General features: G+C 65.9%; 25 protein-coding genes. 14 read left to right on the top strand and 11 right to left on the bottom strand.

The window, feature by feature from the left end:
• Positions 1-20 precede the first annotated feature (20 nt).
• From C8D03_RS14615 to C8D03_RS14595, 5 genes are all read right to left on the bottom strand, one after another.
• Positions 21-1,343 (bottom strand): O-antigen ligase family protein, encoded by a 1,323-nt coding sequence (locus tag C8D03_RS14615; protein ID WP_108047169.1) that lies wholly within the window; start codon positions 1,341-1,343, stop codon positions 21-23.
• Positions 1,344-1,460: 117 nt separating this feature from the next.
• A complete protein-coding gene (locus C8D03_RS14610; RefSeq protein ID WP_108047167.1) occupies positions 1,461-2,276 on the bottom strand; it encodes an ABC transporter permease in 816 nt (271 codons plus the stop codon).
• Positions 2,273-3,106 (bottom strand): ABC transporter permease, encoded by an 834-nt coding sequence (locus C8D03_RS14605; protein ID WP_108047165.1) that lies wholly within the window; start codon positions 3,104-3,106, stop codon positions 2,273-2,275. The genes C8D03_RS14610 and C8D03_RS14605 overlap by 4 nt, the downstream gene beginning before the upstream one ends.
• 173 nt (positions 3,107-3,279) lie before the next feature.
• Positions 3,280-4,410 carry an ABC transporter substrate-binding protein gene (locus tag C8D03_RS14600; protein ID WP_108047163.1) on the bottom strand — a complete coding sequence of 377 codons (1,131 nt, stop codon included), beginning with the start codon at positions 4,408-4,410 and terminating at the stop codon, positions 3,280-3,282.
• 30 nt (positions 4,411-4,440) lie between these two features.
• Positions 4,441-5,553, bottom strand: a complete 1,113-nt coding sequence (locus C8D03_RS14595; RefSeq protein WP_248308473.1) for an ABC transporter ATP-binding protein — start codon at positions 5,551-5,553, stop codon at positions 4,441-4,443.
• A 122-nt stretch (positions 5,554-5,675) separates the two neighbouring features.
• Here C8D03_RS14595 and C8D03_RS14590 point away from each other — a divergent pair, with 122 nt between their 5' ends.
• Complete coding sequence (locus C8D03_RS14590; RefSeq protein ID WP_108047161.1) at positions 5,676-6,185, top strand: haloacid dehalogenase; 510 nt, start codon at positions 5,676-5,678, stop codon at positions 6,183-6,185.
• Positions 6,186-6,191: 6 nt separating this feature from the next.
• On the opposite strand, the gene C8D03_RS14585 is transcribed toward C8D03_RS14590, so the two are convergent.
• Positions 6,192-7,529, bottom strand: a complete 1,338-nt coding sequence (locus tag C8D03_RS14585) for a dihydroorotase (RefSeq protein ID WP_108047159.1) — start codon at positions 7,527-7,529, stop codon at positions 6,192-6,194.
• 102 nt (positions 7,530-7,631) lie between these two features.
• Here C8D03_RS14585 and ygfZ point away from each other — a divergent pair, with 102 nt between their 5' ends.
• From ygfZ to C8D03_RS14570, 3 genes are read left to right on the top strand one after another with little or no spacing between them, the layout of a single operon-like run.
• Positions 7,632-8,516 carry a CAF17-like 4Fe-4S cluster assembly/insertion protein YgfZ gene (ygfZ, locus tag C8D03_RS14580; RefSeq protein WP_108047157.1) on the top strand — a complete coding sequence of 295 codons (885 nt, stop codon included), beginning with the start codon at positions 7,632-7,634 and terminating at the stop codon, positions 8,514-8,516.
• Positions 8,513-9,175, top strand: coding sequence for a DNA-3-methyladenine glycosylase I (locus C8D03_RS14575; protein ID WP_108047155.1), 663 nt, complete (start codon positions 8,513-8,515; stop codon positions 9,173-9,175). Before ygfZ ends, C8D03_RS14575 begins: the two co-directional genes overlap by 4 nt.
• A gap of 2 nt (positions 9,176-9,177) precedes the next feature.
• Positions 9,178-9,780 (top strand): YfbR-like 5'-deoxynucleotidase, encoded by a 603-nt coding sequence (locus C8D03_RS14570; protein WP_108051664.1) that lies wholly within the window; start codon positions 9,178-9,180, stop codon positions 9,778-9,780.
• 114 nt (positions 9,781-9,894) lie between these two features.
• On the opposite strand, the gene C8D03_RS14565 is transcribed toward C8D03_RS14570, so the two are convergent.
• Complete coding sequence (locus C8D03_RS14565; protein WP_108047153.1) at positions 9,895-11,166, bottom strand: vWA domain-containing protein; 1,272 nt, start codon at positions 11,164-11,166, stop codon at positions 9,895-9,897.
• A gap of 307 nt (positions 11,167-11,473) precedes the next feature.
• Between C8D03_RS14565 and aceB the strand changes: the two genes are divergently transcribed.
• Complete coding sequence (gene aceB, locus C8D03_RS14560; RefSeq protein ID WP_108047151.1) at positions 11,474-13,075, top strand: malate synthase A; 1,602 nt, start codon at positions 11,474-11,476, stop codon at positions 13,073-13,075.
• Between the two features lie 119 nt (positions 13,076-13,194).
• Here aceB and C8D03_RS14555 read toward each other — a convergent pair whose 3' ends face one another.
• The 3 genes from C8D03_RS14555 to C8D03_RS14545 form a co-directional block, all read right to left on the bottom strand.
• Positions 13,195-13,392: a DUF1330 domain-containing protein gene (locus tag C8D03_RS14555; protein ID WP_108047149.1), complete on the bottom strand. Its 198-nt coding sequence runs from the start codon at positions 13,390-13,392 to the stop codon at positions 13,195-13,197.
• A gap of 63 nt (positions 13,393-13,455) precedes the next feature.
• Positions 13,456-13,926 carry a hypothetical protein gene (locus C8D03_RS14550; protein ID WP_108047147.1) on the bottom strand — a complete coding sequence of 157 codons (471 nt, stop codon included), beginning with the start codon at positions 13,924-13,926 and terminating at the stop codon, positions 13,456-13,458.
• A gap of 4 nt (positions 13,927-13,930) precedes the next feature.
• Complete coding sequence (locus tag C8D03_RS14545) at positions 13,931-14,725, bottom strand: hypothetical protein (RefSeq protein ID WP_108047145.1); 795 nt, start codon at positions 14,723-14,725, stop codon at positions 13,931-13,933.
• Between the two features lie 164 nt (positions 14,726-14,889).
• On the opposite strand from C8D03_RS14545, the gene C8D03_RS14540 reads away from it, so the two are divergent.
• The 7 genes from C8D03_RS14540 (at position 14,890) to C8D03_RS14510 (ending at position 20,033) form a co-directional block, all read left to right on the top strand.
• On the top strand, positions 14,890-15,459 hold the full coding sequence (locus tag C8D03_RS14540) for an NUDIX hydrolase (protein ID WP_108047143.1): 570 nt from the start codon (positions 14,890-14,892) through the stop codon (positions 15,457-15,459).
• A gap of 185 nt (positions 15,460-15,644) precedes the next feature.
• Positions 15,645-16,544, top strand: a complete 900-nt coding sequence (locus tag C8D03_RS14535) for a hypothetical protein (protein WP_108047140.1) — start codon at positions 15,645-15,647, stop codon at positions 16,542-16,544.
• A 119-nt stretch (positions 16,545-16,663) separates the two neighbouring features.
• Positions 16,664-16,921: a hypothetical protein gene (locus C8D03_RS14530; protein WP_108047138.1), complete on the top strand. Its 258-nt coding sequence runs from the start codon at positions 16,664-16,666 to the stop codon at positions 16,919-16,921.
• 173 nt (positions 16,922-17,094) lie between these two features.
• A complete protein-coding gene (locus C8D03_RS14525; RefSeq protein ID WP_108047136.1) occupies positions 17,095-17,385 on the top strand; it encodes a metal-sensing transcriptional repressor in 291 nt (96 codons plus the stop codon).
• 24 nt (positions 17,386-17,409) lie between these two features.
• Entirely contained in the window at positions 17,410-18,522 is a 1,113-nt protein-coding gene (locus C8D03_RS14520; protein WP_108047134.1) for an S-(hydroxymethyl)glutathione dehydrogenase/class III alcohol dehydrogenase, read from the top strand.
• Between the two features lie 210 nt (positions 18,523-18,732).
• Positions 18,733-19,572, top strand: coding sequence for an S-formylglutathione hydrolase (gene fghA, locus C8D03_RS14515; RefSeq protein ID WP_108047132.1), 840 nt, complete (start codon positions 18,733-18,735; stop codon positions 19,570-19,572).
• A gap of 74 nt (positions 19,573-19,646) precedes the next feature.
• Positions 19,647-20,033: a low affinity iron permease family protein gene (locus tag C8D03_RS14510; RefSeq protein ID WP_108047130.1), complete on the top strand. Its 387-nt coding sequence runs from the start codon at positions 19,647-19,649 to the stop codon at positions 20,031-20,033.
• Between the two features lie 46 nt (positions 20,034-20,079).
• Here C8D03_RS14510 and C8D03_RS14505 read toward each other — a convergent pair whose 3' ends face one another.
• A complete protein-coding gene (locus C8D03_RS14505) occupies positions 20,080-20,847 on the bottom strand; it encodes an SDR family NAD(P)-dependent oxidoreductase (RefSeq protein ID WP_108047128.1) in 768 nt (255 codons plus the stop codon).
• Positions 20,848-20,981: 134 nt separating this feature from the next.
• Between C8D03_RS14505 and C8D03_RS14500 the strand changes: the two genes are divergently transcribed.
• Positions 20,982-22,019, top strand: coding sequence for an L-idonate 5-dehydrogenase (locus C8D03_RS14500; RefSeq protein ID WP_108047126.1), 1,038 nt, complete (start codon positions 20,982-20,984; stop codon positions 22,017-22,019).
• Positions 22,020-22,211: 192 nt separating this feature from the next.
• Positions 22,212-23,555: a phosphoglucosamine mutase gene (glmM, locus tag C8D03_RS14495; RefSeq protein ID WP_108047124.1), complete on the top strand. Its 1,344-nt coding sequence runs from the start codon at positions 22,212-22,214 to the stop codon at positions 23,553-23,555.
• Positions 23,556-23,761 lie beyond the last annotated feature (206 nt).

Genomic DNA, 23,761 nt, shown 5'->3' with positions numbered 1-23,761 from the left:
GGCGCAGCACGCCTGGCCGTTCAGGCGCGACGCATCGTCATCCGCCTCGCGCATTCCAGCCCGAGCACGGCGAAGGCGAAGAGCAGCCAGACCGGCTCGGCCCGGTTCAGGAAGAACGATTCCAGCATGCCGACATAGGTCATGAACATCACGATCATCGCGCAGAGATCGGCAAAACGGCGCCGGTCGGGATCGGCCTGGGCCGCGAGATAGTTCTGCAGCGGCTTCACCATCAGGCAGTAGATGATCACGAGCGCTCCCGGGATTCCGAACATCAGCATCGCGTCGAGATAGCTGTTATGGCCGGATCCGATGCCGCGAATGTCCCAGCTCGCCTCGAAATTCTCTTCCATCCGCGTCACCGCCGGCGTCTGCCAGAAGCTGACATAGCCATAGCCGAACCACGGCTTCTCGCCGATCCGGGCGGCGGCGAATTTCCAGATCTCGTCGCGCCCGGTGAAGGTCGGGTCCGGGTTGATCGCGGCCGACAGCTTCAGCAGCGCCGGCGAGAAGATGGTGCCGACCGTCAGCGCCCCGATCAGCAGGACCATGCCCACATGCATCGCCAGGCCGAGGCGCGGCCGACCGAGCCCGCGCGCCAGCAGGACCAGCCCGATAGCCACCGGTAGGAAACCCATGGTCGTCTTCGAGCCGCTGTTGAGGACGAAGACCACGCTCAGCAGGACGACGGCCGCGCCGCGCAGCGTGAGCCCCATGCGCCAGACATAGATGCCGAACATGGCGACCATGGAGAACACCGGCGCGGCATAGTTCTTGTGCGAGAGATGGCCCCGCCAGTCTCCGGCATGGCCGCCCTCGACACCCTCCGCGCCATGGACCGCCAGATGCGGCGCCAGCAGGAGCGCGGCATAGACCAGCAGCAGCAGGACCAGCGTGGCGTTGGCCGCCGCATTGGCGAAGCTGGCCTCGGTCCAGGGCAGGACGAGGATTCCGACCACGAGGACCATGGCGAAGCTCGCCAGCAGCAACGCCCGAAAAGCGGCCTCCGGGTCGAGCGCCTCCGGCAGCGACACCGCGGCGACCGCAAAGACGACGAGCAGGCCGCTCGACCGCAGCCTGGCCAGCGCAGCGCGCTCGGAAAAGGCCAGCATCGCCGCGCCATAGACCAGGGCCAGGCTGACATAGCCGATCTGGTTGACGACATTGCCGCTTGATTCGCCCTCGGCCAGCACCGGGGGGCCGGCAAAGGGCTGCAGCGTCAGCAAGAGGATGAACAGGCCGAGGCCGGAGAGAAACGCGGCGATCGCCCGGCCGCGATCGATCGCCGCGCGTGCGCCGGAAACCGCGTCCGCCTGTGTCGCCTCGCCCGCTCCGACTGACATCGCGCTCCGACGGTCCCTCGCGGCCGCGTCCGGCGGCCACTCGCACTATGGGCGGCGAAGCTTAAGACCCTGTAGCCGCAATCGTCGAAATCGCCGCTCGCGCAGCAGATGGGCGCGCTATGTGCCCACCTTAGCCAGCACGTCGGCGCGCAGGAAGCGCTCGATGAACAGCATGAACAGCACGGACGGCACCAGCAGGATCAGCGCCGTGATCGAGGCGACCTGGTAGTTGCCGCCCATCGCCGCGCTGTAGAGCAGCAAAGGCAGCGTCGTGACCTGCGGCACGCCGACGAAGAAGGTGCCGGTGAACTCGTCGAGCGATTCGAGAAACACGAAGATGCCCGACGCGATGATGCCCGGCGCCGCCAGCGGCAGCGTCACGGTGAAGAAGGCCCGCAGCGGCGAGGCGCCCATGTTGCGGGCCGCCAGTTCCAGATCCTTGTCGACCGCGGCAAAGGCCGCAGCCGCAATCCAGACGGAGAAGACGAGCCCATGCGCGGCATGGACCAGCACGACGGCGAAGACCGTGCCGTTGATGCCGATATTGTAGAAAATCCGCGCCACGTTGATGTAGATCGCGACGGACGGAAACGCCTGCGGCAGCAGGAACATCAGCATGAACAGCGCCCGCATCGGCAGCTTGAGCCGCGCCAGCGCGTAGCCAGCCGGGATCGACAGCGCGAGCGCGAGCACGACCGTCAGCACCGCGATCCAGACGCTGGTGCTGAGCGAGCTCATGGCATCGCCAGTCGGCCGGAAGACCTGTTCCCAATAGCGCGTGCCATAGGTCACCGGCAGCTTGTAGGGCGTATACCAGCGCTCGGCGACGGACCAGAGAGCGAGATTCAGAAGCGGACCGATCAGGACGAAGGCGAAGGCAACGAGCAGGGAGACCGCCAGCACCATCCGGGCGGAGGAGACGACACGGGTCATCGCGGCGCCTCCTGCGACATGCCGCGCTGGAGGTAGAGGATCGCGGCGCCCGCACTGATCAGATAGGTGATGACGCCGAGTGCGTTCGCCGTCGCATAGTCGCCATAGGCGTTGATCCGGAAGGCCATGTCGACGGTCAGCATGGTCGGCTGCGAACCGGACACCATCATCGGCACGGACAGCACCGAGAGCATCGTCACGAAGGACAACACGAGCGCGACCAGCAGCGTCGGCATCACCTGCGGCAAAGCGAGCTCGATCAGCACCCGCAGCCGCGAGGCGCCGAGATTGCGCCCGGCTTCCAGTGTCGCCCGGTCGATCGAGGCAAGCGCGCCGGCCAGCAGCAGCGCGACGAAGGGCGTCTGCTTCCAGACGAAGGTCGCGATGATGCCGCGCCAGTCGAGGAAGCTCACCGCCTGCAACGGCTCCATCAGGCCGAGCGAGACGAAGGTGTTGTTCATCAGGCCGTTCTTGGCGAGGAAGGTGCGCATGCATTGCGCCGCGACGATGAACGGGATGAACAGCGGCCAGCGATAGAGCGCCTTGAGCGTACCGACGATCCAGCGGTTCTCGCCCAGCGTCAGCGTGCCGGCGATGACGATGGCGGCGAGCGCCGTCAGCCCGCAGGAGGCCAGCACGATCACCACCGTGAAGACGATATCGGTCGAGTAGAGCTCGAACGCCTTGGCGAACCACTCCAGTGTGAAAGAACCGTCCTTGGTGAAGGCGGAGATCAGCGAGAAGCAGAGCGGGTACAAAAACAGCGCCGCGACCAGGGCGAGTCCGGGCGCGATCAGGATCAGCGCCAGATGGCGTTGGGAAAGGCTCATGCCACTGCGTTTCTTCTTGGAAAACAGACGCGGGGGTCATCCCGGACGCAGCGAAGCGGAGATCCGGGATCCATTCCGGAAAGGCTCAGGAATGGATCCCGGATCGGCGTCGCTGAAGCGACTTGCCCGGGATGACGGCGCATTCCATCATCCCGGTCGTCAAATCATCGATCTCAGTTCGAGACCTTCTTCTCGTAACCCTCGAGGATGTCGTTGAAGTAGGGCGCGATCGGGAAGGCCTTGCCGTTCTTGGCGAGGTCGGCCGGGGTGACGTCGGTGAAGAGCTTGTCCCAGGCGGCTTTGTCGAGCTTGCCCTCGAGATTGGCGGCGTCGATGCCCGGATACCAGTTGAACTTCTTGACGATGCCGTCGGCCTGCACCTGCGGGCTGGTGGCGAGCGCGATGAAGGCTTCCGCCAGCTTCTTCTGGGCCGACTTGCCGGCGACGGCGTAGTACATTGGCTGGCCGGGCATGCCGGGCGAGACGAGCTTGAGCTTCATGTTCGGCGGCAGCTTGCCGTCGGCCTGCCAGGAATAGAACATGTCGACCCAGACCGGGCCGATCGCGATCTCGCCGCGGTTCAGCATGTCGAGCGTGCCGGCATTGCCGGGGGTGATTACGGCGTTCTTGTTGAACTCCTTGAGATCGGCGAAAGCCTTGTCCCAGCCGGCCTTCGTGGCCGCGTCATACGGACCCTTGATCAGCTTGTCGGCATCGCCGCCGAAGGCATAGACCCAGCCGGCGACGAAGGAAACGCCGGACATGCCGCCCTTGATGCCGTTATAGCCGAACTGCTTGGGATTCTTCTTGGCCCAGTCGGCGAGCTCGGCGAAGGTCGCCGGCGGCGTCTTGACCATGTCGGCATTGTAGGCGAGCGCAGTCTGCGACTGGAACATCGGGATCACGAAACCCGAAACATCGGTGCCGAGCGCGTTCTTGGCGGCATCGCCGGTGGCGAGCTTGGCGGTCGCGACATTGCCCGTATACTTGTCGAGCAGGCCTTCCTTGACCATCTGGCCGGCGGCCTTCTGGTGGATGACGACGACGTCGAAATCGGTCGTGGCGGCGCCCTTCTGGGCGTCGAGCTTCTCATAGATCTTCTGCGAGCCGGAATCGCCCGGGCCGGTGCCGACCGAAACGACCTTCACGCCGGGATTGGCCTTCTCGAACATCGGTCCGAGGAAGTCCTTGACGTAATCGACCATGTTCTGGTCGCCGGCCGAAGCCACGTTGAGCGTCTGCGCGGAAAGCGGCGAAGCCGCCATCAGCGCTGCGAGCGAGCAGGCAATCGTGAGGATGCGCATGGATTTGACTCCTGGTTGGGTCGAATGCGGTCAGGCGGCAATCCCGGCCTCGGATGCCGGGAAGATGTGGAGGCGCTGCAGCGGAATGCGCAGGCCGACAGTGGTTCCGAGTTCGTGGCGATCGCTGTCATCGACCGTGATCTGGCGGCCGGCGGCCTCGACGCGATAGCGATAGATGCCACCGGGATAGGCCCGCGCCGCGATCCGTCCGAGCACCAGCAGGTCCTCCCCAGCAGCGGCGTCGGTGGCGTCGAGCCTTGCGACATCGTCGCGGAAATAGGCGACGGCCTCGCCCGCCGGCAAAGCCTGCGCCCAACCCGCCTGAAGATGTGCGGTCGCTTCGCCGGCACTCAGCGAGGCGCCCTGTTCGGAGCGCTCGACGCGCAGCGGCAGGACGTTCTCCGCACCCATGAAATTGGCGACGAAGGCTGTCGCAGGCTGGTCGTAGACCTCTTCCGGCGTGCCGACCTGCGCGATCGTGCCCGCCTGCATGATGACGAGCCGGTCGGCCATGGTCATGGCCTCCTCGCGGTCATGCGTGACATGGACCGCGGTCAGGCCGAGGCGCTGCTGGATCGCCCGGATCTCGTGGCGCATCGTCATCCGGATCTTGGCATCGAGGTTCGACAGCGGCTCGTCGAGCAGCAGGATGCCAGGGTCGATGGCGAGGGCCCGGCCGAGCGCGACGCGCTGGCGCTGCCCGCCCGAAAGCGCCGTGACCTTCCGGTCCTCGTAGCCGGCAAGCCCGAGGAAGGAGAGCATCGAGGCCACCTTCGCGGCGATCTCGGCCTTGGAGGCGCCGCGCAGCTTCAGCCCGTAGCCGATGTTCTGCTTCACGGTCATGTGCGGCCACAGCGCATAGGACTGGAACACCATCGCCATGCCGCGCTTTTCAGGCGGCAGCAACGCGACATCCCGGCCGCCGACGATGATCGAGCCGGATTCGACGGGCACGAAGCCCGACAGCGACCGCAGCAGCGTAGTCTTGCCGCAGCCCGACGAGCCCAGCAGCGCCGTGAAGCTGCCCGGCGTGAAGTCGAGGCTGACGCCGTGCAGCACCCGCGTGCCGCCATAGGCAACCTGCAGATCGCGCACGGCGATGGACGCGCCGCTACGCGGCCCGCTTGGCAATTCGGTTGGCAAGATGCCATCTCCCTGACCGCGATCTTTTCCGGAATGAATGGAATTATTCTTCCATTTCCGATACGCTTGGATCAAACATAACGCCGGTGTCCGACCGTGTGCAATAGGTTTGTGAACCTCTGATGACAGCGCCGATCCATTCCATCTGGCTGATGCCCGCTGCAGACGACAGCGCGCTACTCGCCGGCATCGTTTCCGAGCTGTCGCAGCGCTTCGGTACGCCGCTCTTCACGCCGCATCTGACGATAGCCGGCGACACCGACAGGCCCGTGACGGCGCTCGCCTCCGCGATCGCGGAGGCGGCGGGAGAGGTCACCTTTTTTTTAGAGGTCGTGGCGGGAATCGAGACCAGCGAGGCCTTCTTCCGCTCGTTCTACGCGCGTTTCGCGGTCAGCTCGCCACTGGCCGCGCTGAAGCAGCGGCTCGATGGACAGGCGACGGAGGTCTTCATGCCGCATGTCTCGCTGCTTTACGGGCCTGTCGAGGCCGGTCCGAAGGCGCAGGCTGCCGATAAGATCTCACACGCGCTTGCAGGCCGGTCGATCCGCTTCGACCGGCTCTGCGTCGTCACCTCGGGCCAGGACGTCCCGATCGACCAGTGGCGCGTGGTTGAGACGGCGACGCTGGCCTGACGGTCATCAGCCGCGCGGCAACGCTTCCAGAAAGCGCGCCGGCTCGCCCTGCGCCGGCGTCACGATCTGCGCCTCCCACATTACTTTCTGGCCGCGCACATAGGTGCCGACCGGCCAGCCGGTGACGCTGACGCCGTCATAGGGCGTCCAGCCGCATTTCGAGGCGCCCCAGGCATTGGTGATGGTCTCGCGGCGCTTCAGATCGACGATGGTCAAATCGGCGTCGTAGCCAGCCGCGATCCGGCCCTTGCCCTCCAGCCCGAAGATGCGCTGCGGCCCGTGGCTGGAGAGGTCGACGAAGCGCTCCAGCGTCAGCCTGCCCGCATTCACATGGTCGAGCATGATCGGCACCAGCGTCTGCACGCCCGGCATGCCGGAATGGCTCGCTGGATAGGCGTGGTGCTTCTCCTCATGCGTATGCGGCGCATGGTCCGAGCCGAGCACGTCGACGATGCCCTGATCGACGCCCCACCAGATGCGCTGGCGATGGCTGTCATCGCGGATCGGCGGGTTCATCTGGGCATAGGTGCCGAGCCGCTCGTAGCAGTCCGGCGCGACCAGCGTCAGATGGTTCGGCAGCACCTCGACGGTCGCGACATCCTTGTGGTCTTTCAGGAACTCCATCTCGTCGCCGGTCGAGATGTGCAGGATATGCACCCGCGCGCCGGTCTCGCGGGCGATCCGCACCAGCCGCTTCGTGCAGGTCAGCGCCACCTCCGGCGAACGCCAGACCGGATGGCTCGACGGATCGCCCGTGACGCGCAGGCCCATGCGCTCGCGCAGCATGCCCTCGTCCTCCGAGTGGAAGGCAGCACGGCGGCGCGTGCGCTTTAGGATCTCGGCGACACCGGCATCGTCCTCGACCAGGAGATCGCCGGTGGACGAGCCCATGAACACCTTGATGCCGGCGGCACCGGGCAGCCGCTCGAGCTCGGGCACGTCGTTGACGTTCTCATGCGTCCCGCCGACCCAGAAGGCGAAGTCACAATGCATGCGATGTTTGCCGCGCCTGATCTTGTCGGCAAGCGCCTCAGGGCTGGTCGTCTGCGGAATCGTATTGGGCATCTCGAAGACGGTGGTGACGCCGCCGAGCACGGCCGCGCGCGAGCCCGTCTCCAGATCCTCCTTGTGGTCGAGACCCGGCTCGCGGAAATGCACCTGTGAATCGATCACGCCGGGCAGGATGTGCAGCCCCGTGCAATCGACGACCTCGCCGGCGGAGGCACTGGAAAGATCGCCCAGCGCCATGATCTTGCCGCCGGTGATGCCGAGGTCGCGCTGAACGCGCCCGTCATGGTTCACCACCGTGCCGCCCTTGAGAATGGCGTCGAAGGTTTGCGGCATGGCGATCTCCGGTGGTTGAGCGAGCGGCTGACACGGCCTACCTATCGGCCAGAGAACCATTTGCAAGCGCTACCGTGACGGCAGGCGCAGCGGAGAACACATATGCCTGCCACCCACCTCATCGATCGCGGCGTCATCCGCGTCAGCGGCGAGGATGCGCGCGACTTCCTGCAGAACATCGTCACCAACGACATGGACGCGGTGACGCCGGACCAGGCGGGGTACGGCGCGCTCCTGACGCCGCAAGGCAAGATCATCTGCGATTTCCTGGTCGTCGCGGTTCCCGAAGGCGAGGGCGGCGGCTTCCTGCTCGACACCCCCCTGCTCCAGACGGCCGACCTGATGAAGCGCCTGAAACTCTACAAGCTGCGCGCCAGGGTGGCGCTCGACGACCTGACCGAGGCCACAGCGGTGATCGCCTCGTGCGACGGCGCGGCGCTCCCCGAGGAGGCCGGCCTCGTCTACGTCGATCCGCGCCTGCCAGGCCTCGGCCAGCGCGCCATGACCGATCGCGACGGCGCGGCCGAGATCGCGACGGCCTCGGCCGACGCCTGGCACGCAAGCCGCATCGCGCTCGGCGTTCCCGAGGGCGGACGCGACTTCACCTATGGCGATGCTTTCCCGCATGAGGCCCTGCTCGACCAGCTCGGCGGTGTCTCCTTCAAGAAGGGCTGCTATATCGGCCAGGAGGTGGTCTCGCGCATGCAGCATCGCGGCACGGCAAGGACCCGGGTCGTGCCGATCGTCTTCGTCGATGGCATCGCGGCCGAGACCGGCTCCGATGCCACGGCTGGCGGCAAGGCGCTGGGCCGGATCGGCTCCGGGGCGAATGGCCGCGCGCTCGCCCTGCTGCGGCTCGACCGTGTCGCGGATGCACTGGCCGCGGGCGAGCCCCTGCTCGGCGGCGGGCTGGCCTTCTCGCTCGCCAAGCCGGATTTCATCCGCTTTCCCTTCCCCGGCGAAGCCGGCTTCGGAGCCGCCGCATGAGCGAGGCAGCCCCCGCAGGCGAGGCAACCCGTGCCGGCGACGATCGCATCGCGATCGAAGGGCCGGACGGCAGGTTCCGCTGTCGCTGGCCGGGCACCGATCCGCTTTACCTCGCCTATCACGACACCGAATGGGGCGTGCCGGAATACGACTCCCGCGCGCTTTGGGAGAAGCTGATCCTCGACGGCTTCCAGGCCGGCCTGTCCTGGATCACCATCCTGAGGAAGCGGGACGCCTTCCGCGCCGGTTTCGCCGGCTTCGCGCCGGAAGCCGTCGCCCGCTTCACCGAGGCCGATGTGCAGCGCCTGCTCGCCGATCCCGGCATCATCCGCCACCGTGGCAAGATCGAGGGCACGATCAAGAGCGCGCGCGCCTATCTCGCGATCAGCGAGCGCGAGCCCTTCGCCGATTTCCTCTGGAAGCATCTCGACGGCCGCGTGCTCCAGAATAGGTTCCGCACCCAGGGCGAGGTGCCGACGCAGACGAAGCTGTCGGAGGCGATGGCGAAGGAATTGAAGAAGGCCGGTTTCACCTTCTGCGGCCCCACCATCGTCTACGCCTTCATGGAAGCCTGCGGGCTGGTCAACGACCACCTCACCGGCTGCTTCCGTTGGCAGGAATGCGCCGCGCTGGCGCGCGACCAGCGGCCCGCCGCCTGATCATGGCACGCGCCCCTGCCCCGCCCCGCGCCTGGCAGCGCATGCTGTCGGGCCGCAGGCTCGATCTGCTCGACCCCTCCCCGCTCGATGTCGAGATCGAGGACATCGCCCATGGTCTCGCCCGCGTCGCCCGCTGGAACGGCCAGACGAAAGGGCCGCATTCCTTCTCGGTCGCGCAGCACAGCCTGCTGGTCGAGGCCATCGCCGATCATCTCAACCCCGGCTGGTCCGATGCCTGGCGGCTGATGGCACTGCTCCACGACGCACCGGAATACGTCATCGGCGACATGATCTCGCCGTTCAAGCTGGTGATGGGCGACGCCTACAAGGCAGTAGAGACACGATTGCTCGGCGCGATCCATCTGCGCTTCGGCCTGCCGGCTGCCCCGCCGGCCCTGCTCAAGCGCAAGACCAAGGAGGCCGACACCATCGCCGCCTTCCTGGAGGCGACAGAGCTGGCGGGATTCGGCCGCGAGGAGGCCCTGCGCTATTTCGGCCGGCCGCAGGCGTTGCCGCGGGCGGTGACCGCCCTGCTTTCGCCGCTGGACACGCAAGCCGCGCAGGATCGCTTCCTCGAACGCTTCGCCGCGCTCAGCCCCGGCTGAAGATGTCGGCAGCATCGGCCCAATAGGGATTGCGGTTGTCCGACAGGCCGAAGCGGGACAAGGCCCGGACCACCGGACTTGATGGCGTATCCGGTCCGACGGTCCGGGAGCCCCTCAATGGGTCAGGCGGACCTGGCTGATCTCGCGCGCGATCTGCTGGAACACCGGAGTCAGCTGCGCGGCGCTGCTGACCTCGTAATACATCCCCACTTCGCTGGCGCAGTTCTGCAGCAAAGTGCGGTCGCCGTCGATCACGCGCACGGTGTAGACCCGGATGCCCGCATCCTTCGCCGTCTGGCAGGCGAGCTTCGTGCGGGCGTCGATCGCAGCGCCGTCACTGGTGAAGCGATTCTGCGTGTTCTCACCGTCCGTCAGCAGGATCATGTACTTGTTCAGGCGCGGCGTCGCGAAGGGGCGTGCCTGCGTGAAAGGAACACCCGGCGTCAGCGTCGCCATGCCCCAGGTCGCGCCGATCGTGACGTTTGTGTTGCCCACCGGCGTCATGCCGTTGATGGCGGTCTTCAGAGCCGCCCAGTCGGCGGTCAGCGGCAGAATCGGCGCCAGCGTCGATTGCGCGCAGAAATCGGCCGGATACAGCGTGGCGTAGGCGAGGACGCTCTCATTGTCCTTCACGTCGTTCGGCTGATCGCGGTCACTGACGCAGCCGGCCCAGGTCGACTTGGTAATCGCGGTCGTGGTGCAGGTCTGCTTGCCCTTGTTCGTCGTGCACGTCGTCTTGGTCTGGTCGAAGCGAAGCCAAGCCTCGTTCTTGAAGCTGGTCGCAATCTTGACCTGCGTGGCAAAGGGCACGATCGAAACCTTGATCTGGTCGGTCTCCGTCGTCGCGTCCTTCATGATGTCGATCAGGTTTGTCGCCGCCGTCTTCAGCGCGGTCATCTTGCCCGACGAGTCCATCGAGCCGGTGTTGTCGAGCGCCAGCGCCAGTTCGATCGTGTTCGTGCCCCAGGTCGACTGCGACTTGCTCTTGATGACCATCGCATCCTGGCCGATCACGCGCGTCAGGCTCGTATCGATGCTCACCTGAGAGTCGATGGCGATGGTGCGTGCCGTACGGTCGATGGTGATGTTGGCACTCGTGAAGGTCCTGGCGGCGTCTCCGTGCAGGTTCGCCTTGATCCATTTGTTGATCCGGTCGCGGACCTCGGTGTCCGAGAGCTTGGCCGCGTCGCGGGCCGCCATCAGCGCCGCGGAGTCCACGGCCGCGTTGAGCACCTGATGGGCCGTCGTCGCGCGGGAGTAGTCGATCGTGGCGCCGGTCAGCCCGATCACGGGCACCATCGCGAAGGCGAACATCAACATCACGTTGCCGCGCTCGCTGGTCTGCAATTCACGCCAGCGTCGACGCAGGAAGTCTCGAATTGCCATGGCGCGGTTCCCCCCGGCTGTGACGTTGCGACAGAAGAGGTGCTCCCGCGGCCGTTACGAAGTCATGAAATCGATTCCCCGTATTTCCGTGCATCTGTCGAATTCGGCGCAGTTTTTATGAGAAAATGTCGATCCGGCCTGTTTTCGACGCCGGCGCGAAGGAAGCCCGTCCGCAACCGCACCCGAACTCTATCTTTTCCAATTCAGCAAAGGTGATCTCGATTTTTTCCGGATTTCGAGAAACCGGATTTCGCTCCATAACGATTGCCAACGCCGCAACCGGCACCGCGTCGAAAAGGAAACGATCATGTCGCAGCCTTCCGTCACCCTGCCCAAAGGCGTCGTCGTCAAGGGCGCCATTGCCGAGCGCTACGAGGAGGTGCTGAGCCATGACGCGCTCGCCTTCGTCGCCGAGCTGCAGCGCCGCTTCAACGAGACGCGCAAGCGCCTCCTCGCTTTGCGCATCGAGCGCCAGAAGCGCTTCGACGCCGGCGAGACGCCGGACTTCCTCGCCGAGACCCGCCATATCCGCGAGGGCGACTGGAAGGTCGCGGCCATCCCCGCCGACCTGCAGGACCGCCGCGTCGAGATCACCGGCCCGGTCGACCGCAAGATGATTGTCAACGCGCTGAATTGCGGCGCAAAGGTCTTCATGGCCGATTTCGAGGACGCCTCCTCACCGGTCTGGGCCAATATGATCGAGGGCCAGATCAACCTGAAGGACCGCTGGGCGGGCGCCATCGACTTCACCGACAAGGTGACGGGCAAGGCCTACAAGCTCGGTGCCAAGCCGGCCGTCCTGATCATCCGCCCGCGCGGCTGGCATCTGCCGGAGGCCCATATCGAGATCGACGGCGAGATCGCCTCGGGCTCGCTGGTCGATTTCGGCCTCTATCTCTTCCACAACGCCAAGGCCGCTCTGGCAGCGGGCTCGGGCCCCTATTTCTACCTGCCCAAGCTCGAGAGCCATCTCGAGGCGCGCCTCTGGAACGACGTCTTCGTCGCCGCCCAGAATGCGCTTGGCCTGAAAATCGGCACGATCAAGGCGACCGTCCTGATCGAGACGCTGCCGGCAGCCTTCGAGATGGACGAGATCCTCTACGAATTGCGCGACCACATGGCCGGCCTCAACTGCGGCCGCTGGGACTACATCTTCTCCTTCATCAAGAAGCTTGCCCGCAACCCGGCCTTCGTCCTGCCCGACCGCTCGCAGGTCGTCATGACCAAGGCCTTCCTGAACGCCTATTCGCTGCTGCTGATCAAGACCTGCCACCGCCGCGGCGCCTTCGCGATGGGCGGCATGGCCGCGCAGATCCCGGTCAAGAACAACCCCGAGGCCAACGCCGCCGCCTTCGCCAAGGTCAAGGCCGACAAGGAGCGCGAGGCCGGCAACGGCCATGACGGCACCTGGGTTGCCCATCCCGACCTCGTCCCGGTCGCCATGGAGGTCTTCGACCGGCTGATGCCGCAGGCCAACCAGCTCGACAAGGCGCGCGACGACGTGAAGGTCGGGCGCGAGGACCTGCTGGAAGTCCATCAGGGCACGCGCTCGGAAGAGGGCTTCCGCGAGAACATCCGCGTCGGCGTGCAGTATCTCGAAGCCTGGCTGCGCGGCCGTGGCGCGGTGCCTATCTACAATATGATGGAAGACGCCGCGACCGCCGAAATCAGCCGCGCCCAGATCTGGCAGTTCGTCAGCTACGGCGTCGAGGTCGACGGCAAGACCACGGTCACGCCCGAGCTGTTTAAGCGCTGCCTCGCCGAGGAGATGGAGCGCGTGAAAGGCGAGGTCGGCCCGGAGAACTACGCCAGGGGCCGTTTCCCGGAGGCGATCGAACTGTTCTCGAAGCTGTCGCTGGCGCCCGAGTTCGAGGAGTTCCTCACCGTGCCGGCTTACGGGAAGCTGTGAGGGGTCGAGGATACTGAGGAATTGAGGCTGAGAGGACGCTGCCGGGAGGCAGCGCCCTTTTTTTGCCATGGGTCGAAAGCTGATGACCTACGAGCAGTTGAAAGACTTCGCCCTGCACGTCACACGCCCTCGACAATGCGGATGTCTCGTTCGGCGCCGTTGCCGAGCAACGCCATAGCCTCTTGATAAGCGGCGCTGTCGTGCACCCGTTGCGCATGTTCGACACTATATTGGCTGACGCCAACGGCGCGGGCGGGGTTTGGCGTGTCTTGGACGTCATTCTCGGGCGAAGCGAAGCTTCGACCCGAGAATCTCAGGCCGGGCTCGCGCTGGTTTCCGAGATGGCCGGGTCAAGCCCGACCATGACGCAGCCAGTGCGCCTACTGCGCTGGTGCGACGGTCAGCGTCATCTGGCTGCGCCCGACGCGGCCCTCCTTGTCGACCGCCTCGATCTCGATGACGTGCTTGCCGGGCGGTACTAGCACGGCCGGCGCCTCGATGCCCTGCGCGGTGATGAAGGCCTTGACCCGCATCGTCACGTCGAGCGCCGGCTGGCGGCGATAGATCACGCGCACGCTGTTGGGATCGACCGGCACGCCATTGCTCGGCAGGAACTTCACCGCCAGCCGCAGCGGCTTGCCGGCGACGCCGCTTCCGAGCGTACCCTGTGTGTCGATGCCGGGACCACGGGTCAGGTTGCGCACCGCCCCGCCGGCCGCGTCCGTTGCCGGCAATCCGGCTTCCTCCCGGGTGATGAGCTGGACAGGCTCGGCGGCTCGCGCTGCGCTCAGCGCCAGCGCGGCGATCAGGGTGACAGGCAGGATGCGCCGGATGAACGTCGTCTTGGTCATCGTTTCACTTCACTCCCAGAAGTCCGGCGATCAGGCCGGTCATGATGGACAATGCGGTGCTGGCCAGCAGGATGGTCATCTCGATCGCCTTGAGCGTGTCCATGGGCAGCTTGCCGTTCACCGACAGCAGCCCTTTTCTCAGCTCCGGAAGCGAGGCGAGGCCCTTCGCGCTCAAGGCAGCCTGCGAGACGCGCAGCAGCATGCCGGCGAACATGGAGGCGCCTATGCTGAGCGCGTAGAACATCGTTTCGCGCCAGGCGGTGACTCCTTGAGGCAGCAACGGGATGTTGTCGACCCAGCCCAGCAATGCGTTCATGCTCGCGACGGAAAAAAATGCGAACAGGATCGCGACACCGACATCGAACCAGGACAGGCGCGGACGGACGCCGAAATAGACGAGCCCCGTGCAGAACGGAATGACCATCGAGGCCAGCCGCAGCACCGACAGCGACAGGTCGAGTCCCATGACGACCGTCCAATAGGCTGCAAGCAGCGCGGCGAAGCCGACCGGAAGGACCCAGAAGCGCCGCCGCGAAAGCGGGACCAGGAACGGGCTCGCAGCCTCGCCCGTTTCTGCACCCGGCACATCGATGGTGTCGGACGCAGGGACGGTCTCGGCCTGGAAGCGGCTGGCCTCCCGGCCCTGCTCGAGTTGGGCGAGGCGCCCTTCGAGCGCATCGAGGCGGCGCAGCAGCGGCAGGACCGGCGTCAGATCCCGCCCGCAGCAGCGGCAGGACAAGGCGCTGCCGTTGAGCGTGGCATCGCAATAGGGGCAGACGAGTTGGTTCTGCACAGACATTCGCGGCCTTGTTGGGAAGCGCACGCTCAAAGCCACAACTCTCCACCTTGCGCAAGCAAATCCGGGCGCTACAGCTGCGGAATCCGCACGGATTTGGCGATTTCAGCCGCACCGCCCCTACGTCATGGGCTGCGCGGCAAACCCGAATCATCTATCGCGCTGTCATGAGCACCACCTTCAGCACCCGCCTCATCGAAGCCGTCGCGCGTTATCGCGCCGAGGTCGCCTCCCCGCGCGAGCATCTCTCGCTGCTGCGCTGGCAGATCGCCCAGGGCGATGCACTCGACCGGCGCGACACCTTTCCCGGCCATGTCACGACCAGCGCCTATGTGCTGTCGCCCGACCATGCCCGCATCCTGCTGATCGACCATGTCGTGATCGGCCGCTGGCTCCAGCCCGGTGGCCATTGGGAGGACGCAGCGACCTTCGCGGAATCGGCTGCGCGCGAAGCGCTGGAGGAGACTGGCGTGCAGGGCCTCGCCTTGCACCCCTGGCACAAAGGCGGCGATCTGCCCTTCGTCATCGACAGCCATGACGTGCCCGGCAAGTCCGCCCGCAACGAGCCCGCCCATGTCCATCACGACCTGCAATATCTCTTCCTGGCCGATCCGGCCTCGGCCCTCGTCGCCCAGATCGAGGAGGTCCATGCGGCTGCATGGAAGCCGCTGCAGGACCTCGCGGACATCGCGCCGCTCGCACTCGGCCGGATCCAGAGCCTGACCGTGCCGGGCTGACGCCGGCGGCCCGAATGTTGCGCCGCCGCAACATGTAACATTATTACATTTAAACCGGCGCGATAACCCTCGCCGCGGCGCGAAAACCGGCCGATGATCCTGCCGGTCGACAATGCGAGTCCGAATTGTTGCAATTCATTCGCATTTGCATAAAACTGAATCCCGCCGCCACCGGAACCCGCGCCATGTCCCTGAAGCACCTTGCCGTCGCCGCCTTCGTCTCCAGCGCCGCGAGCGTGTCGCTCGCCGCCGATCTGCCTTCGCGCAAGGGCGCGCCGGTCGCACCGCCTGTCGTGTCCGCCTGTTCCGAGAGCGAGGGCATCCCGACCGACGCCTTCGGCTTCACCACCGGCTCGGACGTGGCCGATCCCGGCTCCTTCGGCACGAGCCTGACCTATGGCGGCGCCTATGGCACCCGCTTCGGTTCATCCAACAGCCATGGCCTGCAGCTTCAGGGCTCCTACGGCCTCCTGCCCTGCCTCGAGGTCGGTCCCTATCTGCTCGGCGGCCTCTCTCAGGCCTCCCTCGGTGGCGTCAGCGCAGACGAGCGCAGCTTCGGTGCCGGCCTCGAGACCAAGTACAAAATCCTCGGCCGCGACATGCACGGCATCGGCCTGACTGCCGTGATCGACCCGAGCTTCAACCGCATCGACCCCGACGGCGCCGGCCGCTTCACCACCTATAATGCGGGCCTGCGCCTGTTCGCCGACAAGACGCTCGTCCCCGGCAAGCTCTATGCCGCGCTCAACCTCTCCCACGACCTGACCTGGACCGGGCCCGACCCTTATGGGCGCTCCTCCACCTTCACCATCGGCGGCTCGCTCGCCTGGCAGGTGCTGGACGGCGTCTATCTCAGCGGCGAGGTTCGCCACCAGCGCGCCCACAACACGCTTGGCTTCGACAAACAGGCCGGTTACGCCACCTTCGCCGGCCCGGGCGTGTTCTGGCAGGCGACGAAGCAGTTTGCGATCTCGGCTGCCTACAATGTCCAGGTCGCTGGCAAGGCCAAGGGCCAGCCCGGCGATCTCGATTTGGTCAATTTCAGCCAGCACCTCGTCAAGGTGAAGGCCGCCTACAGCTTCTGAAGAGATCGGGAGGGCTTCCGCAACGGCCGGAGAACACAGCCCTCCTGACGATCCCGACGCCCGAAGTTGAAGTGGCGATATCTGCTTGTTAGAAGCCTGCCGTCGCAACTGAGGACGGCATGCATAACTTCAGGGACTGGTTCGACGAAGCGCGCATCGCGCTCGTCTGGCGCATTGCCGGCGACGATCCCCGCAAGACGGTGAGGGTCTACGCCGGAGCGACCCTGGCGATGGGCGTCGTCATCGGCGCGATCCTCGCCAGGCCGGCGGGCGCGCTTGTCCTGCTGCTGACCGGCATCCTGCTCGGCTATGCCGCGCGATCCTTCGTATCCTACCGACGCCGCAAGGCCTATCTGCAGGCGAGGCGGCAGGGCTGAGTACGCAGGCCGCCGGCCTCTGACGATCAATCTCGCCAACGGTATCCCCTTGCGCCTGATTTCGCGACAGGTCGCAGCCGGCTCCCCGGGCCCGTGCGCTCGGCCGCGTTGACGCCCCAGGCACAGTATCCTAGAACCACGGCCTAGATACTCCCTCCCAGTATACGGACGTCATGCCTCACACCCCATCGGAGAAGCGGCGCGCCATTGCCCGGCTCCGCCGGATCAAAGGCCAGGCCCAGGCTCTCGAACTCGCGGTGGAGGCAGGCGCGGAGTGCGGCGCCCTGCTCCAGCAGATTGCCGCCTTGCGTGGCGCGGCGACCGGGCTGATGGCGGAAGTCCTGGAAAGCCATCTGCGCGAGACGCTGCATGCTCCGGCACCTGGCGATCGATCAGACCGGATCGCCGACGGCGACGCCGAGATCGCCCAGATCATGCGTATCATCCGCCCCTATCTGAAATAACGCCCGAGAAGAAGGAACCATCCGATGAAGACACGCGCCGCAGTCGCCTGGGAAGCCGGCAAGCCGCTCACCATCGAAACCATCGAGATCGGCGGACCGAAGGTCGGCGAGGTGCTTGTCGAGGTCATGGCGACGGGCATCTGCCACACCGACGCCTACACGCTGTCGGGCCTCGATTCCGAAGGGAAATTCCCGGCGATCCTCGGCCATGAGGGTGCGGGCATCGTGCGCGAGGTCGGCGCCGGCGTGACCACGCTCAAAGCCGGCGACCACGTCATCCCGCTCTACACGCCGGAATGCCGGAGCTGTAAGTCCTGCCTGTCGCGCCGCACCAATCTCTGCACCTCGATCCGCGCGACGCAAGGTCAGGGCGTGATGCCCGACGGCACCTCGCGCTTCTCCTGCGATAGCGGCGAGATCTTCCACTATATGGGCTGCTCGACTTTCGCGAACTTCACCATCCTGCCCGAGATCGCGCTGGCCAAGGTCCGCGAGGACGCTCCCTTCGACAAGATCTGCTACATCGGCTGCGGCGTCACGACCGGCATCGGCGCGGTGATCTACACGGCCAAGGTCTGGCCGGGCGCGAATGTCGTGGTCTTCGGACTCGGCGGCATCGGCCTGAACGTCATCCAGGGCGCCCGCATGGTCGGCGCCGACAAGATCATCGGCGTCGACATCAACCCGGCCAAGGTCGAGATGGCGAAGAAGTTCGGCATGACGGACTTCATCAACCCGAAGGAGGTCGGCAACGACAAGGTCGTGCAGGCGATCGTCGACCTGACCGGCGGCGGCGCCGATTTCTCCTTCGACGCCACCGGCAACACGGACGTTATGCGCCAGGCGCTCGAATGCTGCCATCGCGGCTGGGGTGAATCGATCGTCATCGGCGTCGCCGAGGCCGGCAAGGAGATCGCCACCCGCCCGTTCCAGCTCGTCACCGGCCGTGTCTGGAAGGGCACGGCCTTCGGCGGCGCGCGCGGCCGCACCGATGTCCCGAAGATCGTCGACTGGTACATGGACGGCAAGATCAACATCGACGACCTGATCACGCACAAGCTCAGCCTTGACGAAATCAACCACGGCTTCGACCTGATGCACGAGGGCAAGTCGATCCGCAGCGTCGTGGTCTACTGAGGCGCCGCTTTCCCGCCTTATCTGCCGGGCACTGAAGCACGACCTCCGTCATTCCGGGGCAGCGCGAAGCGCTGAACCCGGAACCCACGACTGGCTACGACGCGTGAACAACCGACCGGGTGAGGGCTCGCCCGGTCGTGGGTTCCGGGTTCGGCCTTTGGCCGCACCGGAATGACGGGCGTCGTGCCATGACCGTTGAAGGAACCCCACATGGAACTCCTCTCCTCCTCGAAGGCCTTCGGCGGCTCGCAGCGCGTCTATCGCCATGACAGCGCGGCTTGCGCCGGCCCGATGACCTTTGCGATCTATCTGCCGCACCAGATCGAGGACGGCCCGGTTCCGCTGCTCTGGTATCTCTCGGGACTGACCTGCACGCACCAGAACGTCATGGACAAGGGCGAGTACCGCGCGGCCGCCGCCGCCAACGGAATCGCCATCATCTGCCCGGACACCAGCCCGCGCGGAGAGGGCGTGCCCGACGAGCCCGACAACTGGCAGTTCGGCTCGGGCGCGGGCTTCTATCTCGACGCCACGCAGGAGCCCTATGCGAAGAACTACCGGATGGAGAGCTACATCCGCGACGAATTGCCGGGCCTCGTCTCCCGACATTTCCCGGTCGACATGGCTCGCCAGGGCATCTTCGGTCATTCCATGGGCGGCCATGGCGCGATCACCCTCGCGTTGAAGAACCCGCAGCGTTACGCCTCCGTCTCCGCCTTCGCGCCGATCGCGCAGCCCTCGACCGCCGGCTGGTCGCGCCCGGCCTTCGAGAAGTATCTCGGCACCGACGAGCGGAGCTGGCGCGCTTATGACGCGACCCTGCTGATCGCCGACGGCCATCGCGTCAAGGATTTGCTGGTCGACCAGGGCACCGCCGACGGCTTCCTCGACGAGGGCTTGCGGCCGCAGCTCCTGGAGGTCGCCTGTGCCGCGGCCGGCATCCCGCTCGAACTGCAGATGCGCGACGGCTACGACCACTCCTACAACTTCATCTCGACCTTCATGGCGCAGCACATCGCCTGGCATGCGGAAAGGCTGACGGCGCCCTGAGCCGCATCGGGGAACGCATCGCCCGTCATCCGTGTTGATCCGGCGCGCCCATCCCGCGCGCCGGGGGACATGCCATGGCCGATCAGCAATCGCCGCGCCGCTCGCTCTTCACGCGCCTGTCGCAGGCAACGGCCCATTGGGCGGGAAAGCCGCAGACATTCTTCGTCGCGCTGTCGGTCATCGTAATCTGGGCCGCGTCGGGGCCGGTCTTCGGCTTCAACGACACCTGGCAACTGGTCATCAACACCTCGACCACCATCGTTACCTTCCTGATGGTGTTCATCATCCAGAACAGCCAGAACCGCGACACCGCCGCGATGCAGATCAAGCTCGACGAGCTGCTTTCGAAGATCGAGGGCGCCCGCGAGGAGCTGATGGATCTGGAAGAGCTCGACGAGGAGGCGATCGAGTCGATCCGGCGAGAGTTCGAGAAGCGCGCCGAGAAGGCCCGCAGCAGCTAGCCACCCGCCAGAAAACGAAGCTCAGGGCACGATCGAGGCGAAAACCTCAGACGACAGCCGTGAGCCCGCCATCGACCATCAGCAGATGGCCGTTGACATAGTCGGATGCCGCCGAGGACAGGAAGATCGCGGCGCCGATCAGCTCCTTCGTCTCACCCCAGCGTCCGGCCGGCGTGCGGCTGCAGACCCAGGCGGTGAAGGCCTCGTCAGCGATGAGCGCCTTGTTGATCTCGGTAGCGAAATAGCCCGGCCCGATCGCGTTCGCCTGGATATTGTGCTTGCCGAGCTCGGCGGCGAGGCCGCGCGTCATCATCTTCACCGCGCCCTTGGAAGCCGTGTAGGGGATAATGGTGGCGCGGCCGAGTTCGCTCATCACCGAGCCGATGCTGATGACCTTGCCGCGCTTGCGCGGCAGCATCCGCTTCGTCACCGCCTGCGTGACGTAGAACACTGAATGCAGGTTCGTCGCCATCACCTCATGCCAGCCCTCGACCGGGAATTCGGTGAAGGGCGCGCGCTTCTGCATGCCGGCATTGTTGATCAGGACGTCGATCGGCCCGATCTCGGCCTCGATCGCAGCCACCCCCGCCTCGACGGCCGGCTGGTCGGTGACGTCGAAAGGCGCAACAGACACCTTGCGGCCGGCCGCCGACATGGTCTGCGCCGCCCTGTCCAGCTTGGCCCTGTCGCGACCGTTAAGCACGACATGCGCACCCGCCTCCGCGAGGCCTTCCGCCAGGGCGAGCCCGATCCCCTGCCCCGAACCCGTGACCAGGGCGATCTTGCCCTCGAGATTGAACAGCGACAGAGACATGGCCGATCCTCGCGACGAATGGGGCGTGCGCGGCAGTTTGCGTTTGCGCCGGTGCCGCCGCTTTCGGTAAGCATCTTTCAAACGATTAGACAATGAGGGATGGCGATGGTCACCCCTCGCAGGGAGAAGCCGCCATGCGTGCCGTCGTCATCCATGCCGAGAAGGATCTCCGCGTCGACGAGGTCGCCGCCGGCGAGCCCGGCCCGCAGCAGGTACGCGTCAAGATCGAGGCCGGCGGCATCTGCGGCTCGGACCTGCACTACTATCTGCATGGCGGCTTCGGCACGATCCGCGTCCGCGAGCCCCTGATCCTCGGGCACGAGATCGCCGGCCGGGTCGAATCCGTCGGCGCCGAGGTTACGCGGGTCAAGGTCGGCGACCGTGTCGCGGTCAATCCGAGCCGCGCCTGCGGCCATTGCCGCTATTGCCAGATGGGGCTGCAGCAACACTGCACCGATATGCTGTTCTATGGCAGCGCCATGCGCTTCCCCCATGTTCAGGGCGGCTTCCGCGAAATGCTCGTCATCGAGGAGCGGCAGGCGGTGAAGGTCGCAGATCACGTCACGGCGGCCGAGGCCGCCTTCGCCGAGCCGCTCGCCGTCTGCCTGCACGCCGCCAAGCGCGCCGGCCCGCTGCTCGGAAAGCGCGTCCTCATCACCGGCTCGGGCCCGATCGGCATCCTCGCCATCGTCGCGGCAAAGGCAGCCGGCGCGGCCGAGATCGTCGCGACCGATGTGGTCGACGGCCCGCTTCCAACGGCGCTCAAGATGGGCGCGAGCCGCGCCATCAACGTGATGGCCGAGCCCGACCGGCTCAAGGCCGAATACGGCGCCGAGAAAGGTGCCTTCGACGTGATGTTCGAGGCCTCCGGCAACCAGCACGCACTGACCGGCGCCTTCGATGTCCTGCGCTCGGGCGGAACCATCGTCCAGATCGGCGTCGGCGGTAATTTCACGCTGCCGATGAACGTCGTCGTCGCCAAGGAGTTCGATCTGCGCGGCTCCTTCCGCTTCCATGAGGAGTTCGACTGGGCCGTGGCCATGATCGGCTCGAAGACGATCGATCTCTCGCCGCTGCTGACCGCGACGCTTCCGGTCGAGCGCGCGATCGAGGCTTTCGACCTCGCCGCTGACAAGTCGCGCGCGATGAAAGTCCAGCTCGCCTTCGGGTGAGGATGCTTTCCCCTCCCGTCATTCCCGATCGGCGCCGCTTTGCGGCCTGCCAGGGATGACACGGCATTTGGCGCGCGAAGCAGAAAACCGCGGACCGTCTACGATCCGTCACAAAACGTGAGAAGGCGGAAACCAATTCCCGCTATAAAACGCGCCGGAACGGGTTCGACCCCCGATTTGGACATCTGTAACATGACACGCAAATATTTCGGCACCGATGGCATCCGCGGCCGCGCCAATGGCGTGATCACGCCGGACCTCGCCCTCAAGGTCGGCCAGGCGACGGGCCTTGCCTTTCATCGTGGCGACCACCGCCACCGTGTCGTGATCGGCAAGGACACCCGCCTGTCGGGCTACATGATCGAATACGCCATGGTCGCCGGCTTCACCTCGGTCGGCATGGACGTGATGCTGCTCGGCCCGATGCCGACGCCCGCCGTGGCGATGCTGACCCGCTCGATGCGCGCCGATCTCGGCGTGATGATCTCCGCCTCGCACAACCCCTACGAGGACAACGGCATCAAACTGTTCGGTCCCGATGGCTACAAGCTCAGCGACGAGGTCGAAGCCGCGATCTCGAAGCTGATCGATTCCGATCTTTCGCCACGTCTTTCCAAGTCACCTGAGCTGGGCCGGGCCAAGCGCATCGACAGTGCCCATGCCCGCTATATCGAGTTCGCCAAGCGCACCTTGCCACGGAATATGAGCCTCGAAGGCCTGCGCATCGTCATCGATTGCGCCAATGGCGCCGGCTACAAGGTCGCGCCGGAAGCGCTCTGGGAGCTCGGCGCCGAGGTCATCTCGATCGGCGTCGAACCGGACGGCTTCAACATCAACGAGAATGTCGGCTCGACGGCGCCGGACGCCCTGATCGCGAAGGTGCGCGAGCTGCGCGCCGATATCGGCATCGCGCTCGACGGCGACGCCGACCGCGTGCTGATCGTCGACGAACTCGGCCATGTCGTCGATGGCGATCAGCTCATGGCCGTGATCGCACGCGACTGGCAGGAGGATGGCCGCCTGTCGCAGCCGGGTGTGGTCGCAACCGTAATGTCCAATCTGGGCCTCGAGCGCTATCTCGCCGGGCTGGGCCTCAGCCTCGCGCGCACTGCGGTCGGCGACCGCTACGTGCTCGAGCATATGCGCAGCCACGGCTTCAATCTCGGCGGCGAGCAGTCCGGCCACATCATTCTTTCGGATTTCGGCACGACCGGGGACGGTCTCGTCGCGGCGCTGCAGTTGCTGGCAGCCGTCAAGCGACAGGACAGGCCGGTCTCCGAGGTTTGCCACGCCTTCGAGCCGCTGCCGCAGATCCTCAAGAACGTGCGCTACAAGCAGGGCCAGCCCCTTTCGGAGAAGCCCGTCGTCTCCGCCATCGAGGCGGCGCGGCAGATGCTCGGCGAGAGCGGCCGCCTCGTTATCCGCCCCTCCGGCACCGAGCCGGTGATCCGCGTGATGGCCGAAGGCGACGACCGCGACCTCGTGATGCGCGCCGTCGACGACATCGTCGATGCGGTGACCAAGGCGGCGGCCTGAGCGACGCTCGCCATCGCTCGAGCCATTCCATCATGCCGGGCCTGGCCCGGACTTGATCATGCAGCTCCAGCGCCCTCGATGGGCGCCAGTGCGCCGCCGCGGAGGCCGCGTGTCCGTGATGACGGCCCGGCCGCTCGCGGCGGGATTAACGCCTCGGAAAGTATTCGCCCGCCCTTCAGACTTTCTTGAGGTTAATTGCTAAGGTT

The sequence above is a fragment of the Bosea sp. 124 genome (assembly GCF_003046175.1).
Lineage (GTDB): Bacteria > Pseudomonadota > Alphaproteobacteria > Rhizobiales > Beijerinckiaceae > Allobosea.
Note: the sequence above shows the minus strand (reverse complement) of the source record. Positions and strands in the feature narration are given on the sequence as shown.

Coding starts and splice junctions, on each gene's coding strand:
- C8D03_RS14615 (WP_108047169.1), bottom strand. CDS start 1,343: ATGTCAGTCGGAGCGGGCGAGGCGACACAGGCGGACGCGGTTTCCGGC.
- C8D03_RS14610 (WP_108047167.1), bottom strand. CDS start 2,276: ATGACCCGTGTCGTCTCCTCCGCCCGGATGGTGCTGGCGGTCTCCCTG.
- C8D03_RS14605 (WP_108047165.1), bottom strand. CDS start 3,106: ATGAGCCTTTCCCAACGCCATCTGGCGCTGATCCTGATCGCGCCCGGA.
- C8D03_RS14600 (WP_108047163.1), bottom strand. CDS start 4,410: ATGCGCATCCTCACGATTGCCTGCTCGCTCGCAGCGCTGATGGCGGCT.
- C8D03_RS14590 (WP_108047161.1), top strand. CDS start 5,676: ATGACAGCGCCGATCCATTCCATCTGGCTGATGCCCGCTGCAGACGAC.
- C8D03_RS14585 (WP_108047159.1), bottom strand. CDS start 7,529: ATGCCGCAAACCTTCGACGCCATTCTCAAGGGCGGCACGGTGGTGAAC.
- ygfZ (WP_108047157.1), top strand. CDS start 7,632: ATGCCTGCCACCCACCTCATCGATCGCGGCGTCATCCGCGTCAGCGGC.
- C8D03_RS14575 (WP_108047155.1), top strand. CDS start 8,513: ATGAGCGAGGCAGCCCCCGCAGGCGAGGCAACCCGTGCCGGCGACGAT.
- C8D03_RS14570 (WP_108051664.1), top strand. CDS start 9,178: ATGGCACGCGCCCCTGCCCCGCCCCGCGCCTGGCAGCGCATGCTGTCG.
- C8D03_RS14565 (WP_108047153.1), bottom strand. CDS start 11,166: ATGGCAATTCGAGACTTCCTGCGTCGACGCTGGCGTGAATTGCAGACC.
- aceB (WP_108047151.1), top strand. CDS start 11,474: ATGTCGCAGCCTTCCGTCACCCTGCCCAAAGGCGTCGTCGTCAAGGGC.
- C8D03_RS14550 (WP_108047147.1), bottom strand. CDS start 13,926: ATGACCAAGACGACGTTCATCCGGCGCATCCTGCCTGTCACCCTGATC.
- C8D03_RS14545 (WP_108047145.1), bottom strand. CDS start 14,725: ATGTCTGTGCAGAACCAACTCGTCTGCCCCTATTGCGATGCCACGCTC.
- C8D03_RS14540 (WP_108047143.1), top strand. CDS start 14,890: ATGAGCACCACCTTCAGCACCCGCCTCATCGAAGCCGTCGCGCGTTAT.
- C8D03_RS14535 (WP_108047140.1), top strand. CDS start 15,645: ATGTCCCTGAAGCACCTTGCCGTCGCCGCCTTCGTCTCCAGCGCCGCG.
- C8D03_RS14530 (WP_108047138.1), top strand. CDS start 16,664: ATGCATAACTTCAGGGACTGGTTCGACGAAGCGCGCATCGCGCTCGTC.
- C8D03_RS14525 (WP_108047136.1), top strand. CDS start 17,095: ATGCCTCACACCCCATCGGAGAAGCGGCGCGCCATTGCCCGGCTCCGC.
- C8D03_RS14520 (WP_108047134.1), top strand. CDS start 17,410: ATGAAGACACGCGCCGCAGTCGCCTGGGAAGCCGGCAAGCCGCTCACC.
- fghA (WP_108047132.1), top strand. CDS start 18,733: ATGGAACTCCTCTCCTCCTCGAAGGCCTTCGGCGGCTCGCAGCGCGTC.
- C8D03_RS14510 (WP_108047130.1), top strand. CDS start 19,647: ATGGCCGATCAGCAATCGCCGCGCCGCTCGCTCTTCACGCGCCTGTCG.
- C8D03_RS14505 (WP_108047128.1), bottom strand. CDS start 20,847: ATGTCTCTGTCGCTGTTCAATCTCGAGGGCAAGATCGCCCTGGTCACG.
- C8D03_RS14500 (WP_108047126.1), top strand. CDS start 20,982: ATGCGTGCCGTCGTCATCCATGCCGAGAAGGATCTCCGCGTCGACGAG.
- glmM (WP_108047124.1), top strand. CDS start 22,212: ATGACACGCAAATATTTCGGCACCGATGGCATCCGCGGCCGCGCCAAT.